This is a genomic window from Xanthomonas sp. F1, from assembly GCF_014199855.1.
Window position 1 is genome coordinate 20,565 of the sequence record NZ_JACHOK010000010.1, and the last position, 14,849, is coordinate 35,413.

Annotated in this window: 12 protein-coding genes and 1 riboswitch; of the genes, 8 read left to right on the forward strand and 4 right to left on the reverse strand. The window is 68.3% G+C overall.

The window, feature by feature from the left end:
- Positions 1-218: 218 nt before the first annotated feature.
- The gene (gene metE / locus GGR71_RS17770; RefSeq protein ID WP_160958172.1) at positions 219-2,510 is read right to left on the reverse strand and encodes a 5-methyltetrahydropteroyltriglutamate--homocysteine S-methyltransferase; all 2,292 of its coding nucleotides are present in this window, start codon (positions 2,508-2,510) and stop codon (positions 219-221) included.
- A 211-nt stretch (positions 2,511-2,721) separates the two neighbouring features.
- Positions 2,722-2,975: riboswitch (cobalamin riboswitch) on the reverse strand.
- Between the two features lie 274 nt (positions 2,976-3,249).
- Here metE and GGR71_RS17775 point away from each other — a divergent pair.
- Positions 3,250-4,218: a pepsin/retropepsin-like aspartic protease family protein gene (locus GGR71_RS17775; RefSeq protein WP_160958170.1), complete on the forward strand. Its 969-nt coding sequence runs from the start codon at positions 3,250-3,252 to the stop codon at positions 4,216-4,218.
- Between the two features lie 484 nt (positions 4,219-4,702).
- Here GGR71_RS17775 and GGR71_RS17780 read toward each other — a convergent pair whose 3' ends face one another.
- Positions 4,703-5,146 carry a winged helix-turn-helix transcriptional regulator gene (locus GGR71_RS17780; protein WP_184452176.1) on the reverse strand — a complete coding sequence of 148 codons (444 nt, stop codon included), beginning with the start codon at positions 5,144-5,146 and terminating at the stop codon, positions 4,703-4,705.
- 93 nt (positions 5,147-5,239) lie between these two features.
- Here GGR71_RS17780 and GGR71_RS17785 point away from each other — a divergent pair, with 93 nt between their 5' ends.
- From GGR71_RS17785 to GGR71_RS17815, 7 genes are all read left to right on the forward strand, one after another.
- Positions 5,240-6,184 (forward strand): aromatic alcohol reductase, encoded by a 945-nt coding sequence (locus GGR71_RS17785; protein ID WP_160958165.1) that lies wholly within the window; start codon positions 5,240-5,242, stop codon positions 6,182-6,184.
- Between the two features lie 82 nt (positions 6,185-6,266).
- Positions 6,267-7,259 carry a tRNA dihydrouridine(20/20a) synthase DusA gene (gene dusA, locus GGR71_RS17790; RefSeq protein ID WP_160958162.1) on the forward strand — a complete coding sequence of 331 codons (993 nt, stop codon included), beginning with the start codon at positions 6,267-6,269 and terminating at the stop codon, positions 7,257-7,259.
- Between the two features lie 408 nt (positions 7,260-7,667).
- Entirely contained in the window at positions 7,668-8,060 is a 393-nt protein-coding gene (locus GGR71_RS17795; protein ID WP_407137025.1) for a hypothetical protein, read from the forward strand.
- A gap of 73 nt (positions 8,061-8,133) precedes the next feature.
- Complete coding sequence (locus tag GGR71_RS17800; RefSeq protein ID WP_003469280.1) at positions 8,134-8,817, forward strand: response regulator transcription factor; 684 nt, start codon at positions 8,134-8,136, stop codon at positions 8,815-8,817.
- Positions 8,818-8,899: 82 nt separating this feature from the next.
- Positions 8,900-10,270 (forward strand): ATP-binding protein, encoded by a 1,371-nt coding sequence (locus GGR71_RS17805; RefSeq protein ID WP_184452194.1) that lies wholly within the window; start codon positions 8,900-8,902, stop codon positions 10,268-10,270.
- 214 nt (positions 10,271-10,484) lie between these two features.
- Positions 10,485-12,068, forward strand: coding sequence for a DUF1800 domain-containing protein (locus GGR71_RS17810; protein WP_160958157.1), 1,584 nt, complete (start codon positions 10,485-10,487; stop codon positions 12,066-12,068).
- Positions 12,069-12,097: 29 nt separating this feature from the next.
- Complete coding sequence (locus GGR71_RS17815) at positions 12,098-13,288, forward strand: DUF1501 domain-containing protein (RefSeq protein WP_160958155.1); 1,191 nt, start codon at positions 12,098-12,100, stop codon at positions 13,286-13,288.
- A gap of 475 nt (positions 13,289-13,763) precedes the next feature.
- On the opposite strand, the gene GGR71_RS17820 is transcribed toward GGR71_RS17815, so the two are convergent.
- Entirely contained in the window at positions 13,764-14,552 is a 789-nt protein-coding gene (locus GGR71_RS17820; RefSeq protein WP_160958152.1) for a zinc-dependent peptidase, read from the reverse strand.
- Positions 14,519-14,797 carry a hypothetical protein gene (locus GGR71_RS17825; RefSeq protein ID WP_160958149.1) on the reverse strand — a complete coding sequence of 93 codons (279 nt, stop codon included), beginning with the start codon at positions 14,795-14,797 and terminating at the stop codon, positions 14,519-14,521. The genes GGR71_RS17820 and GGR71_RS17825 overlap by 34 nt, the downstream gene beginning before the upstream one ends.
- Positions 14,798-14,849: the final 52 nt, after the last annotated feature.

The window sequence follows — 14,849 nt, forward strand, 5'->3', positions numbered from 1 at the left end:
CTGGTCGCCACGCACGGCGTGTGCGGCAGCCATGCTGGTCCTCCCATGCCGCAGCGGACGCGGCGTGGCGCCGGCTGGTGTAGCGGGTCAACGCATCCCGCCCATGTCGCCCGCAGGCATGGCGAAGGGTGCCCGTGCTGCGGGCGAGCCTGCATCGCCGTCTTGCAACACGATGCCCGGCGTTGTTCATGCCGGGCATCGTGTGCGCAAGCGGCTGATTACGCCGCCTGTGCCGGTTGTGCACGCAGTTGCCGCGCCGCCGCTACCATCGCCTGCAGCGCATTGCGGGTTTCCGCCCAGCCGCGAGTCTTCAGCCCGCAATCCGGGTTGACCCACAATTGCTGCGGATCCAGCACCGCACGCGCCTTCTCCAGCAACGCCACCATCTCCTGCGTGCTCGGCACGCGCGGCGAGTGGATGTCGTATACGCCCGGCCCGATCGCGTTCGGGTAACGGAAGCGCACGAAGGCATCGAGCAGTTCCATGCGCGAGCGCGAGGTCTCGATCGAGATCACGTCCGCGTCCATCGCCGCCACCGCCTCGATGATGTCGTTGAACTCCGAGTAGCACATGTGGGTGTGGATCTGCGTGGCATCGCGCACGCCGGCCGCGGCGATGCGGAAGCTCTGCACCGCCCAGTCCAGGTACGCCTGCCAGTCGGCGCGGCGCAGCGGCAGGCCTTCGCGGATCGCCGGCTCGTCGATCTGGATCACGCCGATGCCGGCCGCCTCCAGGTCGCGCACCTCGTCGCGCAGCGCCAGCGCGATCTGCCGGCAGGTCTGCGCGCGCTCCTGGTCGTCGCGCACGAACGACCACTGCAGCACCGTCACCGGCCCGGTCAGCATGCCCTTCATCGGCCGCTCGGTCAGCGACTGCGCGTACTGGGTCCAGCGCAGCGTCATCGGCGCCGGGCGCCGCACGTCGCCGTAGATGATCGGCGGCTTCACGCAACGCGAGCCGTAGCTCTGCACCCAGCCGTGCCGGGTGAAGGCGAAGCCGTCGAGTTGCTCGCCGAAGTACTCGACCATGTCGTTGCGCTCGAACTCGCCGTGCACCAGCACGTCCAGGCCCAGTTGCTCCTGCGCGCGCACGCAGCGCTCGGTTTCGGCCGCCAGGAACGCGTCGTACGCGGCATCGTCGAGCTTGCCGGCCTTGTGCTGCGCACGCGCCTGCCGCACCTGTTCGGTCTGCGGGAACGAGCCGATCGTGGTGGTCGGATACAGCGGCAGCCGCAGCGCCGCCTGCTGCGCCTGGTGGCGCTGCGCGTACGGCGACTGCCGGCGGCCGGCGTCGTCGGTCAGCGCGTCGACCCGCCGCGCCACCTCGGCGCGGTGCACGCGCGCCGAGGCGCGGCGGCTGGCCAGCGCATCGCGCGCTTCGGCCAGTGCGACCTGCGCCTGCGGCTGGTCGTCCAGCGCGTCGGCCAGGGTGCGCAGTTCCTGCAGCTTCTGCCTGGCGAAGGCCAGCCAGCCGACCAGTTCGCGGTCCAGCTTGGTCTCCTGCTGCAGATCCACCGGCACGTGCAGCAGCGAGCACGACGGTGCCAGCCACAGCCGCTCGCGGCCGACATGGCCGGCGGCGTAGCGGGCCAGGGTCAGCGCGTTGTCCAGCGGCGTGCGCCACACATTGCGGCCGTTGACCAGGCCGGCCGAGAGCACGCGCCCGGCCGGCAGCGCCTGCAGCACCGCGTCCAGTTGCGCCACGCCGCGCACCAGGTCCACGTGCACGCCGTCCACCGGCAGCGCCATCGCCAGTTCCAGGTTGTCGCCCAGCTCACCGAAGTAGCTGGTCAGCAGCAGCTTCGGCCGTGGCGCCTGCGCCAGGACGTCATAGGCGCGGCGATAGGCGGCGCGTGCGGCGTCGTCCAGGTCCAGCACCAGCGCCGGTTCGTCGAGCTGCACCCAGCCGGCGCCGGCGGCATGCAGGCGCTGCAGCAGTTCGGCGTACACCGGCAGCAGGCTCTCCAGCAGTGCCCAGCGGTCGCTGCCGTCCACGGTCTTGGACAGCGCCAGGAACGTCACCGGCCCGATCAGCACCGGCCGGGTCTGGATGCCTTGCGCCTTGGCTTCCAGGAACTCCACCACCGGCTTGTCGCCGCGCAGGCGGAAGTGCTGGCGCCGCGCCAGCTCCGGCACCAGGTAGTGGTAGTTGGTGTCGAACCACTTGGTCATTTCCAGCGCGTGCAGGTCCAGGCCGTGTTCCTGCGTGCCGCGTGCCATCGCGAAGTAGCCGGCCAACGGATCGGCATCGGCCAGCGCGCGGTAGCGCTGCGGGATCGCATCGAACAGGAACGCGGTGTCGAGCATCGCGTCGTACAGGCTGAAGTCGTTGCTGGGCGGCACGTCCACCCCGGCCTCGCGTTGCAGTTGCCAGTGGCGCAGGCGCAGGTCGCGTGCGGTGTCCTGCAGTTGCGCGCCGTCGATGTCGCGGCGCCAGTAGCGTTCCAGCGCCTGCTTGAGCTCGCGCCGCGCACCGATGCGCGGGAAGCCCAGGTTGGTCACGATCGTCATGTTGCGTTTCCTCATTGCGTTCAAGGGCATTGAGGAACGAAGGAACCGCGCGCCGCGCGTCCCGTTCGCACGGACCGCCCGCCACGCCAGCGACCTTCGCCCCCGCGGGCGAACCGGTACCGCGCGGGCAGGCGGACGGCGCGGCGCGGCGCACGGCCGGGTCGCGGTCCGGCCGCCTCCCCGCGGAGGCGCCAGGTCGAATCGGAGGACGCACGGTCCTCCGGCCGGGGCCGGTATTCGGGCTGATGGACACGCGCACCGTGCCGGCTGCGCACCTACTGTCCGTCGCTTCCCAGGCCGGCATGCGCCGGCCCAGTGCCATTGACGGAGGTCGTTTCCATTCACCGCTGCGGGGCAGCTCCGGAATGGGCAGGCGCTTGCGGCGCCGGCCGTCACCGGATTCCCGTTTAAATTCATCCCTTCATCCGAATGAAGCGATGAATACCTTCGGCGAGCGCACGATAGGCCGGATGCGGCGGGCGGTCAAGGGCGTTGCACACTCGCCGCGTGGTGGCGAGCGCCGGCCGGGGCATGCGGCGAGGGGGCGCAGCGTTTCCTGCCGTCTCGCCGTGGGGAGGTGCGTGGCTGCGCAGGTGCGTGCGGTCCGTCGCGGCGACTGCGTCGCTGCTTGCTGGCCATGTTTCCCCGATAGACTCTGGCGCGTTCTCCGACGCAGACATGGCACGGCGTGCCGATGCGCTGCGTTGCCCCCGCCATTGCTTCGCCAAGGTCAGCCTGGATGTCCAGAATCCCGCCGTTCCGTTCGTCGTTGCGCGCCTCGCTGCTCGGGCTCGCACTTGCTGCAGGTGCCGTGTCTGCCGATCCGGTCGGCCCGCCGGGTCCGGGTGCGTCCACCTCCGCGACGGTGCCCTTTTCCACCGCGACGATCGGCGAAGCCACACGCCCGATCATCGAGGTGCAGTTGAACGGTCACCCCAGCAAGATGATGGTGCACGCGAACGCGTCGCTGTATGTGCAGGTGATCCATCGCATCGCCAGCCAGGTCGGCGTCAGCGACCTGCGTCATCAGGGCGCGTTCGGCATCGAGTCGCCCGGCAAGGTCAGCACGCTCGGACGCGACGAGGGCGTTCTGGATCGGCTTACGATCGGCGGCGCCACCGTGACGAACGTGCCGGTGTCGGTCTTCGAGACGCCGGAACCCGACGCCGACGTGGGCATGCTCGGCATCGGCTGGCTCCGCGCGAACCGCGTGGTCCTGGACTATCCCGGCAAGCGCATCCTGGTCAGCCCGGATGCGACGCAGACCTCCAACTTGCGCACGCGCTTGCTTGGTGTCGGCTATGTGGCGCTGCCCATGCAGTTCGACGAGAAGGCGAACCGCTACGTCGTCAGAGCGACGCATGGGCGGGTAGAGCGCGCGATGGTCGTCAGCACGGTCGGCAATGTCGTCGTCGACGAGGCGTTCGCGCACCAGGCCGGCGTGAAAAAGGGCGCGGTCGCCGGGGAGATGTACGGTCCGAAAGGTGCACAGCTCCACCGCTATCGCACCAAGCAGCCGGTCGTCGTGGGGATCGGCACGTGGTCGTCCAAACCGGTGAGCGATGCCGCCATCGAGGATGTCTACGCCTATGCGAGCCAGCCACGTCCGGACGGCGAGGCCAACGGCGGAATGCTGGGCGCGGATTTCCTGACCAACGCCGGTGCGGTGATCGACTTCGGCGGCAAGACGCTCTATCTGCGCAGGTAGCCGGCGCGACCCAAGAACGGCCATCGTGCGGCCGCCTTTTCGCGGAGGCGCCAGGTCGCACAGGAGAGCGCACGATTCCCGGCCGGGGCCGGCTTCGCGCTTGATGGGCCGGCGCACTGTCTGCGCGCCCCGTCGCTTTCCGGTCCGACGTGCGCCCGGCCCAGTGCCACCGATGGAAGCTGTGACGTGGCCGCGGTACTGGCCAGCCTCGGCGGGCCGCCGCCGGCCAGCGTGCTGGTGATCTTCGCCCATGCCCGGGCGTCCCCGCCAACAACGTCGTCAAATCCCCAACCTGATCTTGCTGCAGTTCGGCATCAACACCCTGGGTCAGATCGGCTGAGGCACGCCGATCCGCGCACGTGGACGCTGATCCCTGGCGGCGGCGTGCTCCCGCGCTGTTGCCGTGGCACGCGCCGCCAATGCGGCGAGTACGAGCGTCAGAGTGCACACACCAACGGTAATGACCGTGCGCACAACGTCAGCGCTACGCTACGTCTTTCCCGGCTGACGTGTGAGCAGCTCCGTTGTCCGCGTGCGCCGCATCGAACGCTTGGCGACACGTATGGAAGTCTTCGGCCCGCTCGACGACCCAGGTCCACATGGGAATCATCAGGATGAGCAGGTCCTTGCCCAGGGGCGTGATGGTGTACTCCACGCGGGGCGGGACCTCTCCGAAATCGTGCCTGCTGATCAATCCGTCCCGCTCCAGGTGACGAAGGGTTCGCGTCAGCATGCGCTGCGTGATTCCCCGCATTCGGCGCGCCACATCGGCATGACGCAGCGTTCCGTAAACGCCAAGCGCGTGAATGATGCCGAGCGACCAGCGATTGCCCGCATGCGACAGCACCTCGCGCCGCAAGCCGTCGTCGTCTGCGCTCATGCCATCGCATATCGACTGCGAATGTTGCAGCAGTGCCTCGGAACTCATGACTGGAGCGATCGGTATCATGCGTGTGCCTTCTTATGCGCTGTCTGCACGGGAGGCAGAATCGGCGCCATCGTACACACACGTGGTCATCCGATGTCCTCCCAACAGCACAGTGCACCCTCCAGGTCCATTCTTGTCCTTGGCGCCGGCGAGCTTGGCTTGCCGGTCATTCGCAACCTCGCCCAACTCGCCGGACAGCACCTCGGAACACGCGTCAGCGTCATGCTGCGCCAAGCGTCCATCGACGCCCAACGACCCGAAAAACGCGCGGTGGTGGAAGAAATCCGCGCGCTTGGCGTCGAGACCATCGCCGGCGATCTGGTCGCTGCCTCCGTGGACGAACTGGCCGCCATGTTCTCCCGGTTCGACACCGTCATCGGCTGTACCGGATATGCCGCTGGCCGCGACACGCCGATGAAGGTCGCCCGTGCCGCAGTCGCATCGGGGATTTCGCGCTACTTCCCCTGGCAATTCGGCGTGGACTTCGACGCCATCGGTCGCGGTGGACCGCAGGATCTGTTCGACGCTCAACTGGATGTGCGGGAGTATTTGCGGTCGCAGTCGGCGGTGGACTGGGTGATCATTTCCACCGGGATGTTCACCAGCTACCTGTTCGAACCCGATTTCGGTGTGGTCGATTTCGCGGCAAAGCGAATCCATGCGCTGGGGTCCGCAGACAATCGCGTCACCTTGACCACCCCGGACGATATCGGCGCGATGACCGCGCGCATCGTGTTCCATTCGCCGTTGATTCGCAACGCGATCGTCTACCTCGCTGGCGACACGATTCGTTACGGCGAACTGCCGGGCATCCTGGAGCGCGCGCTCGGGCTACATGTCGACCTGTCGGTCTGGAGCGTCCCGCAGTTGATGCAGGAACTGGCGCAGGATCCTGCGAACATGATCAAGAAGTACCGCGCAGCGTTCGCCCAGGGCAAGGGTGTTTCATGGGAGGTCGAGCGGACCTTCAACCACATGGTCGGTGCCCGACTGCAGGATGCCGCGGGCTGGCTGCGGGCGAATGTCCGCCTGACCTGAACGCCACCGGCGCCGCATTGCGGGATAATGGCCCTTGTTATCGATGCGGCGGCCGTGAACGCGCCGCCAACCCCACCAGCGCATGCATACGCCGAACACTCACGAAATCCGCCTGTCCGTGGCCCCGATGATGGACTGGACCGACCGCCATTGCCGGGTGTTCCACCGGCTGCTGGCGCCGTCGGCGCGGCTGTACACCGAGATGGTGCACGCCAATGCGGTGGTGCTGGGCGATCGCGCGCGGCTGCTGGATTTCGATGCGGCCGAGCATCCGCTGGCGCTGCAGCTCGGCGGCAGCGAGCCGGCGCTGCTGGCGCAGGCGGCGCGGATCGGCCAGGACTGGGGCTACGACGAGGTCAACCTCAATTGCGGCTGCCCGTCCGACCGGGTCCAGGCCGGACGCTTCGGTGCCTGCCTGATGCGCGAGCCGGCGGTGGTCGCCGAGTGCGTGGCGGCGATGGTCGAGGCCGTCGACATCCCGGTGACCGTGAAGTGCCGGCTGGGCGTGGACCAGGACGACGACTACGCGGTGTTCCTGGCCTTCGTCGACCAGGTCGCCGCCGCCGGCTGCGGGCTGTTCGTGGTGCATGCGCGCAACGCCTGGCTGCAGGGGCTGTCGCCGAAGGAGAACCGCGAGGTGCCGCCGCTGCGCTACGACTGGGCGCACCGGCTCAAGCGCGAGCGGCCGCAACTGCAGGTGGTGCTCAACGGCGGCCTGGCCGCGGTGGAGACGGCGCAGGCGCAGTTGCAGTCGGTGGATGGGGTGATGCTGGGCCGCGCCGCCTACCACGACCCCTACGTCCTGCATCGGCTGGATGCGGCCCTGACCGGCGCTGCGCTGCGTCCGCGCGCCGAATTGCTGCGCGCTCTGCGGCCCTACGTGGAGGCGCGCCTGGCCGAGGGCCTGGCGCTCAAGCACATCACCCGCCACTTGCTCGGCTTGTTCCACGGTCAGCCCGGCGGTCGTGCCTTCCGCCAGGTGCTCAGCGAAGGCGCGCACCGGCCGGGCGCGGACTGGGCGCTGCTGGAGCGGGCGCTGGCGGTCACCGACGGGGCGGCGCGCGCGGCCGCGTGATCCGGCGGGTTCAGTCGGAAACTAGCGGGGCGCCGTGCTCTGGTCTTAGTCGGCTGGATAGCGCTTCCTGACGAGCGCGCTTGGGGGTATTGGCTTGATCGGCGACGGATCTGTCTCCCGATTCCGCCACATCGTTCAGGGAAGCCGTTCAGGATCTGGGCGCTAGTCTCTAGCCGTCAAGAGACGCTGCGAAGCACCTGCCGAAAGGCCTCTCCAGGCCACTGGCGCGGCCCTTGCATCGGCTCTCCACAGGTTCATTTGACTGAATGTCGCCCGTGGCGTCCGGAAAAGTTCAGACCGGATTCACCCCGAAAAATCAAGAATTTGCCTCGATTTCTCGAGGTCGTCTTCGTTTCCACGAGGTGTCGCGCTTCACAAGTTTTGAACGTTTCCGATCAGTCCGTTAGGATGCCCGTCGTGACTTCTCCCGCTTCCCGCCACTACCGCTTTGCCGCCGTATTCGCGCTCGCGCTGGCGTCGGTCGCGGCTGGGCATGGCCGTGCGCAGCAGCCGCCCATGCCGGGCGCGATGGCGCCGCCAGAGCGCGACGCGGGCCGCAATCGCGACTATGCCGGCAGCTCGCTGTCCGACGCGGTGCGCCGGGTGCAGCGTTCCACCGGCGGGCAGATCCTGGGCGCCGAGCGCGTGCCGTTCGACGGACGCGATATCAACCGCGTCAAGTACATGGACGGCCGTGGGCGGGTACGCTACATGGACGATCCGCAGCCTGGCCGTGCGGCACCGCCGCGGGCGCCGCGGTCGGGCGAGCCTCCAGAGCCACCACGCGACGATCACCCGTGAGTCCGGATAGTTCGGTTCAGGTTCCACACACCGCCCCGGCCACCGGCCACCTGTAAGTTACTAGGGAGAGTTCATGCGTATCCTTCTGGTCGAAGACGAAGCTCCGCTGCGAGAGACCCTGGCCGCTCGCCTGAAGCGCGAAGGCTTTGCGGTGGATGCGGCGCAGGACGGCGAGGAAGGCCTGTACATGGGCCGCGAAGTGCCCTTCGACGTTGGCATCATCGATCTCGGCCTGCCGAAGATGTCGGGCATGGAGCTGATCAAGGCGCTGCGCGACGAAGGCAAGAAGTTTCCGGTGCTGATCCTCACCGCGCGTTCCAGCTGGCAGGACAAGGTCGAAGGCCTCAAGCAGGGCGCCGACGACTACTTGGTCAAGCCGTTCCACGTCGAAGAGCTGCTGGCGCGCGTCAACGCGCTGCTGCGCCGCGCCGCCGGCTGGAGCAAGCCGACCCTGGAATGCGGTCCGGTCGCGCTGGATCTGGCGGCGCAGACCGTCAGCGTCAGCGGCAGCAACGTCGACCTGACCAGCTACGAGTACAAGGTGCTCGAGTACCTGATGATGCATGCCGGCGAACTGGTCTCCAAGGCTGACCTGACCGAGCACATCTACCAGCAGGATTTCGACCGCGACTCCAACGTGCTGGAAGTGTTCATCGGCCGCCTGCGCAAGAAGCTGGACCCGGATGGCGAGTTGAAGCCGATCGAGACCGTGCGCGGCCGCGGCTACCGGTTCGCGATTCCGCGCACCGAAGGCTGATCGCAGGCGCCGGCGAGCACACCGAGGAAGCGAGCGCGTGGCGGCACGACCCAGGTGGTACAAGCGCTGGCGCCCGCGTTCGCTGCAGGCGCGCCAGCTGCTTGCCGCCAGCCTCAGTCTGCTGGCGTTCCTGGCCGCCGCCGGTTACGCGCTGGATCAGGCGTTCGCCGACACCGCGCTGAGCAACCTGCGCGAGCGCCTGAAGAGCTACGCCACCGCCTACGCCAACAACATCGACGTCGCCCGCGACGGTTCGCTGTACATCAACAACGACAAGCCGCCGCCGGACCCGCATTTCGACCGGCCCGGCAGCGGCCTGTACGCGCAGATCGTGATGCCCAACGAGCGTTGGATCTCGATGTCCAGCGAGGGCCCGCTGCCGCCGCGCGGTGGCATGCTCGAACCGCGCCAGGAAACCTTCGACGGGCCCTGGCCGATGACTCAGATCGACGGCAGCGAGGGCGAGGTCTACCGCTACGGCATCGGCCTTGCCTACGTGCGCCGCGACAAGGAAACCCCGGTCACCATCTACATCATGGAGGACACCCGCGCGCTGGGCGCGCAGCTGCGCGTGTTCCGCGGCCGGGTGTGGTTCAACCTCGGCGGCGCCGGCCTGATCCTGCTGGTGCTGCAGGCCTTCATCCTGCAATGGAGCCTGCGCCCGCTGCGCCGGGTGATCAACGAACTGACCAAGGTGCAGCGCGGCGAAGCCATGCGCATGGGCGATCGCCATCCGCGCGAGCTGGAGCCGCTGACCGACAGCATCAACGCCTTCATCGAGAGCGAGCGCGAGAACCTGGATCGCCAGCGCAATACCCTGGCCGACCTGGCGCACAGCCTGAAGACGCCGCTGGCGGTGCTGCGCACCCAGCTCGACAGCGGCGCGCAGGGACCGGAGCTGCGCGAGGAACTGGACGTGCAGCTGCGGCGCATGAACAACCTGGTGTCTTACCAGCTGGCCCGCGCCGCCTCCAGCGGCCACAAACTGTTCGCCGCGCCGTTGCCGATCGAGCCCAACGCCGAGGAGATCGTGCGCGGCCTGGAGAAGGTCTACGCGGCCAAGGGCGTGCTGTGCGAGTTCGACATCGAGCCGAGCGCGCGCTTCCACGGCGAACCCGGCGACCTGCAGGAACTGCTCGGCAACCTGCTGGAGAACGCCTTCAAGTGGGCGCGCCGGCGGGTGCTGTTGAGCGTGCGCCCGGAACCGGCCGCCGGCAGCCGCCGCGCAGGCCTTATCATCTCGGTGGAGGACGACGGCCCCGGCATCGCGCCGGACGAGGTCGCCCATATCCTGCAGCGCGGCGTGCGCGGCGACGAGCGCGTGCACGGCCACGGCATCGGCCTGGCGATCGTGCAGGACTTGGTCAAGGGCTACCGCGGCGAGCTGCAGGTGAGCCGCTCCGAGGAACTGGGCGGGGCGCGTTTCCTGGTCACCCTGCCGCCGGGGCTCTGAGCCCAGCAGCGCTCCTGCGCCGGTCTGGGACCGGCATCCCGCCACGCCAGCGGCTACCTGCACGGATCGAGCCGCCGCTGGCGCCGCTGCGCCGCAGCAGCAGGTGAATCCCGTGCAAATGACCGGGAGGTTTCCGACAGTGGCTTAACGCGACCGGCGCCCAGCTGGCGATACTGCGCCGGTCTTCACGCCGCTTTTCGTCCAGGAGCCCCGCATGTCCGCATCCCGGCATCGTCCTGCAGCAACGCGTCTGCGCGTGCGCGGCCGGCGTGTGTTGCGCAACACCCAGCGACTGTTGTTGTCGTTGCTGCTGGTGCTGTTCACCGTTGGCGCCATCGCCGCCACCGACAAGGTGATCAAGCGCGACGACGCACGCTGGCTGCAGTCGATGACCCTCGGCCTGGACAGCGCCAGCGTGGCGCAGTTCGAGCGCGATGGCCGCAAGCGCTTCCTGCGCGAGCAACTGCAGGCCGATACGGGCGATGCCGCCCTGCCGGCGCCGGTGCGCGCGCAGCTGGACGGCTACGCGGCGTTGCATACGCCGGTGCAGGAATTGCTCAAGCAGCAGGCCGCCGCGCAGCAGGCGATCAAGGCAATGCCGGACGGCGATGCCAAGGTCGCCGCGAAGAAGGCCGCGCAGCAGCGCGGCGATCTGCTGCTCAACCAGGCGCGCCAGGCGCAACTGCTGCGGTCCATCTATGCGCCAGATCAACTGCGCGAGCAGATGGTGTGGTTCTGGCTCAACCATTTCAGCGTGTTTGCCGACAAGGGCCGCCTGCACTGGACCGTGGCCGACTACGCCGACAATGCGATCCGCCCGCACGCGCTGGGCAAGTTCTCCGACCTGGTGATGGCGACGCTGGAGAGCCCGGCGATGCTGGAGTACCTGGACAACGCGCAGAACGCCAAGGGCAAGGTCAACGAGAACTACGCGCGCGAACTGATGGAGCTGCATACCCTCGGGGTCGATGCCGGCTACACGCAGAAGGACGTGCAGCAACTGGCGCTGATCCTCACCGGCGTCGGCATCGCACCGGTCGACCGCGACGGGCCGCCGAAGCTGCCGCCGGCATTGCAGGGGCAGTATGTGCGCCGCGGCGCATTCGAGTTCAATCCGGCACGGCACGAGCCTGGCGACAAGACCCTGCTCGGCCAGCGCATCGCCGGCGGCGGCTTCGACGAGGTCGAGCGCGCGGTGCAACTGATCGTGCGCCAGCCGGCATGCGCGCACTTCATCTCGCGGCAGTTGGCCGAATACTTCGTCGCCGACGATCCGCCGCCGGCGCTGGTGGAGAAGATGGCGCGCACCTTCCAGCGCAGCGATGGCGACATTGCCGCAGTGTTGCAGGTGATGTTCACTGCCCCGGAGATGGCATCCGGCGCGCCGCACAAGTTCAAGGATCCGTACCGGTTCCTGGTCTCGGCGCTGCGCCTGGCCTACGACGGACAGACCATCGTCAATCCGCAGCCGCTGCTGGGCTGGTTGAACCAGATGGGCGAGCCGAGCTTCGGGCGGATCACCCCCGATGGCTGGTCGCTGCAGTCCAGTGCCTGGAACAGCTCCGGGCAGATGGCGCAGCGCTTCGAGATCGCGCGTGCGATCGGCAACGGCAACACCCAGCTGTTCACCGTCGACGGACAACAGCGCGGCGGCTTCCCGCAACTGAGCACGCCGCTGTATTACCACGCGATCGAGCCGCAACTGAGCGACACCACGCGCCAGGCGCTGGCGCAGGCGCGCTCGCAGCAGGAGTGGAACGGCTACCTGCTGGCGTCCCCCGACTTCAATTACCGCTGACCGCGGCCTTTGCCGCACGGAGATCCGTCATGCACCGTCGCCGCTTCCTGCTCGCATCCGCCGCTGCCGCGGCCAGCCTGCCGTTCGCCGGGCGCCTGTTCGCTGCGCCTGCGCCGTCGCCGCGTCTGCTGGTGGTGTTCCTGCGCGGCGGCTACGACTGCAACAACCTGCTGGTGCCGTACGCCAGCGATTTCTACTACGCCTCGCGGCCGAGCCTGGCGATCGCCAAGCCGGATCCGGCCAATCCCAACAGCGCCATTGCGCTGGACACGCAGTGGGGCCTGAACCCGCGGCTGCGCGAGACGCTGATGCCGTTGTGGAGCGACAAGCAGCTGGCGTTCGTGCCCTTCGCCGGCACCGACGACCTGTCGCGCAGCCACTTCGAGACCCAGGACAGCATCGAGGCCGGGCAGCCGGCCGGGCAGCGCAGCGACTATCGCACCGGCTTCCTGGCGCGGCTGTCGCAGGTGGCCACCGGCACCCCATCGATCGCCTTCACCGATTCGCTGCCGCTGAGCTTCCAGGGCGGTGGCGACATTCCCAATCTCTCGCTCAAGCGCAATCCGACCCCGGCCTTCGACCAGCGCCAGGCCGACATTCTCGCCGGCATGTACCACGGCACCCAGTTGGCCAGCGCCGCGCACGACGGTCTGGCGCTGCGCCAGCAGGTCTCGCAGGCCTTGCGCGACGAGATGCAGCAGGCCAACCGTGGCGCCGCCAGCGCGCGCACCTTCGCCGACGAGACCCGCCGCATCGCCACGCTGATGCGCGAGCGCTACCGGCTCGGCTTCGTCGATGTCGGCGGCTGGGACACGCACGTCAACCAGGGCAGCACCGACGGCGCGCTGGCCAACAACCTGGCCAATCTCTCTGAAGGGCTGTCGGCCTATGCCGAGGCACTGGGGCCGGAGTGGCGCAACACCGTGGTGGTGGTGCTGTCCGAGTTCGGCCGCACCTTCCGCGAGAATGGCGACAAGGGCACCGACCACGGCCACGGCACCACGTACTGGGTGCTGGGCGGCGGGGTCAACGGCGGCCGCATCGCCGGCGAGCAGGTGGCGGTGAGCAAGGACAAGCTGTTCCAGGACCGCGACTACCCGGTGCTGACCAACTACCGCGACATGTTCGCCGGCCTGCTCGGCCGCATGTGGGGCCTGTCGCCGACGCAACTGCAGAAGGTGTTCCCGCAGGCGCATGCGCGGGATTTGAAGTTGGTCTGAGACCCTTGCTTCGGATCGCCGCGTCATGCGCTGTGATGAGTGGAAGCGTCCAGGTGACTGGAGTCCGCTCTCGCAAGGGACGTGCGCCAAGCCTGTGCACGCACGGCAGGTGCTTAGCCGTCCCGTTCCGAACTGGCGACGTTCCCAACGTCGTTCGTCGCGGCTTCAGGGCAACTCCAACAGCGACGAAAGGCAATTGTAGGAGCGGCTTCAGCCGCGACGAGCACTCTCGGTAACGCCCATCGCGGCTGAAGCCGCTCCTGCAATCGCGACGATGTATCACGCCGAGGCGCCGCATAGAGGTGCCCAAAGTCGTTCCTACAGGCGTGCGCCGATTGTGCGAAGAGTGCACTGTGGGAGGGACTTCAGTCCCGACGCTTTCCGCGCTCTGCTTGCCGTATCGCGATGCTTCATCGCGCGTCCATTGCGGCGGAGACCATGTCGCTGACACAGTGTCGCCAGAGGCGTGCGCGGTTCAGGCCGCAGCGAACGGCGACGGCCCGTAAAACCGAGCCAAATGCGCGGCCACTTCGGGCATTTCGCGCTGCAGCCGCTCTGGCGCGGAGAAGTGGTATTCGCTGACCACGGCGAAGAACTCCTCCGGCGCCTCGGCGGCGTAGGCATCGATCTCGCTGGCGCGGCCGCGATCCACGCGCGCGCAGAAGGCGTCGTAGCTGCGCTGGAAATCGGTTGCCCATGCTCGCTGCCATGCACGCGGCAGCAGCGGTGTGCCGTCCAGGGCGCCGTCGAGGACGTCGAGCTTGTGCGCCATCTCGTGCACCGCCACGCAGTAGCCGGCACGCGGATCGTCCAAGTCGGCCTGCACGTCGGCCCAGGACAGGATCAACGGGCCGCTGTCCCAGGATTCGCCAATCAGTTCGTCTTCCCACTCGTGCAAAACGCCGGCGGCGTCGACATGGCTGCGCTGCACGCGGAACGCGTCCGGGTAGACCAGCAGTTGCGACCAGCCGCTCATGCCGCCGACGCCGTATTCCAGCAGCGGCAGGCAGCACAGTGCGGCGAGCAGGCCGCACTGTCGGGCATTCAGCTGCAGGCCGCCGAGCGGCGAGATGGTCTTGCGGTGCAGGAACTCGCTGGCCAACGCACGCAGGCGCTGCTCGCGCGGCGCATCCAGGGCGGCGACCCAGGCACAGTCGCGGCGCACGGCGTGCCAGGTGGCGTCATCGATGGCAGCAGGCTTGGACCACAGCCCGCGCAGCCAGCGTGGAATCAGCGGAACATCCCCGGCAGGAAGCTGTGCCACTTCGGCATGCGCATGCGCGGCACCAGGTCGCTGTCGCTACCGCCGCCGGTGGTGGTCGAGGCCGGCTTGGTGGAGGATGGCGCATGTGTCGCCGGCGCACGCGTCGGCGTGCTGTCGGCATCGGCCGCGTCGCCGTAGGTGCAGTCGGTGTGCGGCTTCTCCGCCAGCACGTTGGACGCGTGGGCGGCGGCGAGTGGCAGCAGCAACAGGAGCAGGCAGGGCAGGGAGCGGCGCATCGTCGGCATCCAGGGCGAGCGGCGGTGAATCCCGATTCTAACGCGGTTTTCACCCAATGCA

Coding starts and splice junctions, on each gene's coding strand:
- GGR71_RS17780 (WP_184452176.1), bottom strand. CDS start 5,146: ATGAGTTCCGAGGCACTGCTGCAACATTCGCAGTCGATATGCGATGGC.
- GGR71_RS17795 (WP_407137025.1), top strand. CDS start 7,668: ATGCCCGTCGTGACTTCTCCCGCTTCCCGCCACTACCGCTTTGCCGCC.
- dusA (WP_160958162.1), top strand. CDS start 6,267: ATGCATACGCCGAACACTCACGAAATCCGCCTGTCCGTGGCCCCGATG.
- GGR71_RS17815 (WP_160958155.1), top strand. CDS start 12,098: ATGCACCGTCGCCGCTTCCTGCTCGCATCCGCCGCTGCCGCGGCCAGC.
- GGR71_RS17785 (WP_160958165.1), top strand. CDS start 5,240: ATGTCCTCCCAACAGCACAGTGCACCCTCCAGGTCCATTCTTGTCCTT.
- GGR71_RS17775 (WP_160958170.1), top strand. CDS start 3,250: ATGTCCAGAATCCCGCCGTTCCGTTCGTCGTTGCGCGCCTCGCTGCTC.
- GGR71_RS17800 (WP_003469280.1), top strand. CDS start 8,134: ATGCGTATCCTTCTGGTCGAAGACGAAGCTCCGCTGCGAGAGACCCTG.
- GGR71_RS17810 (WP_160958157.1), top strand. CDS start 10,485: ATGTCCGCATCCCGGCATCGTCCTGCAGCAACGCGTCTGCGCGTGCGC.
- GGR71_RS17825 (WP_160958149.1), bottom strand. CDS start 14,797: ATGCCGACGATGCGCCGCTCCCTGCCCTGCCTGCTCCTGTTGCTGCTG.
- metE (WP_160958172.1), bottom strand. CDS start 2,510: ATGACGATCGTGACCAACCTGGGCTTCCCGCGCATCGGTGCGCGGCGC.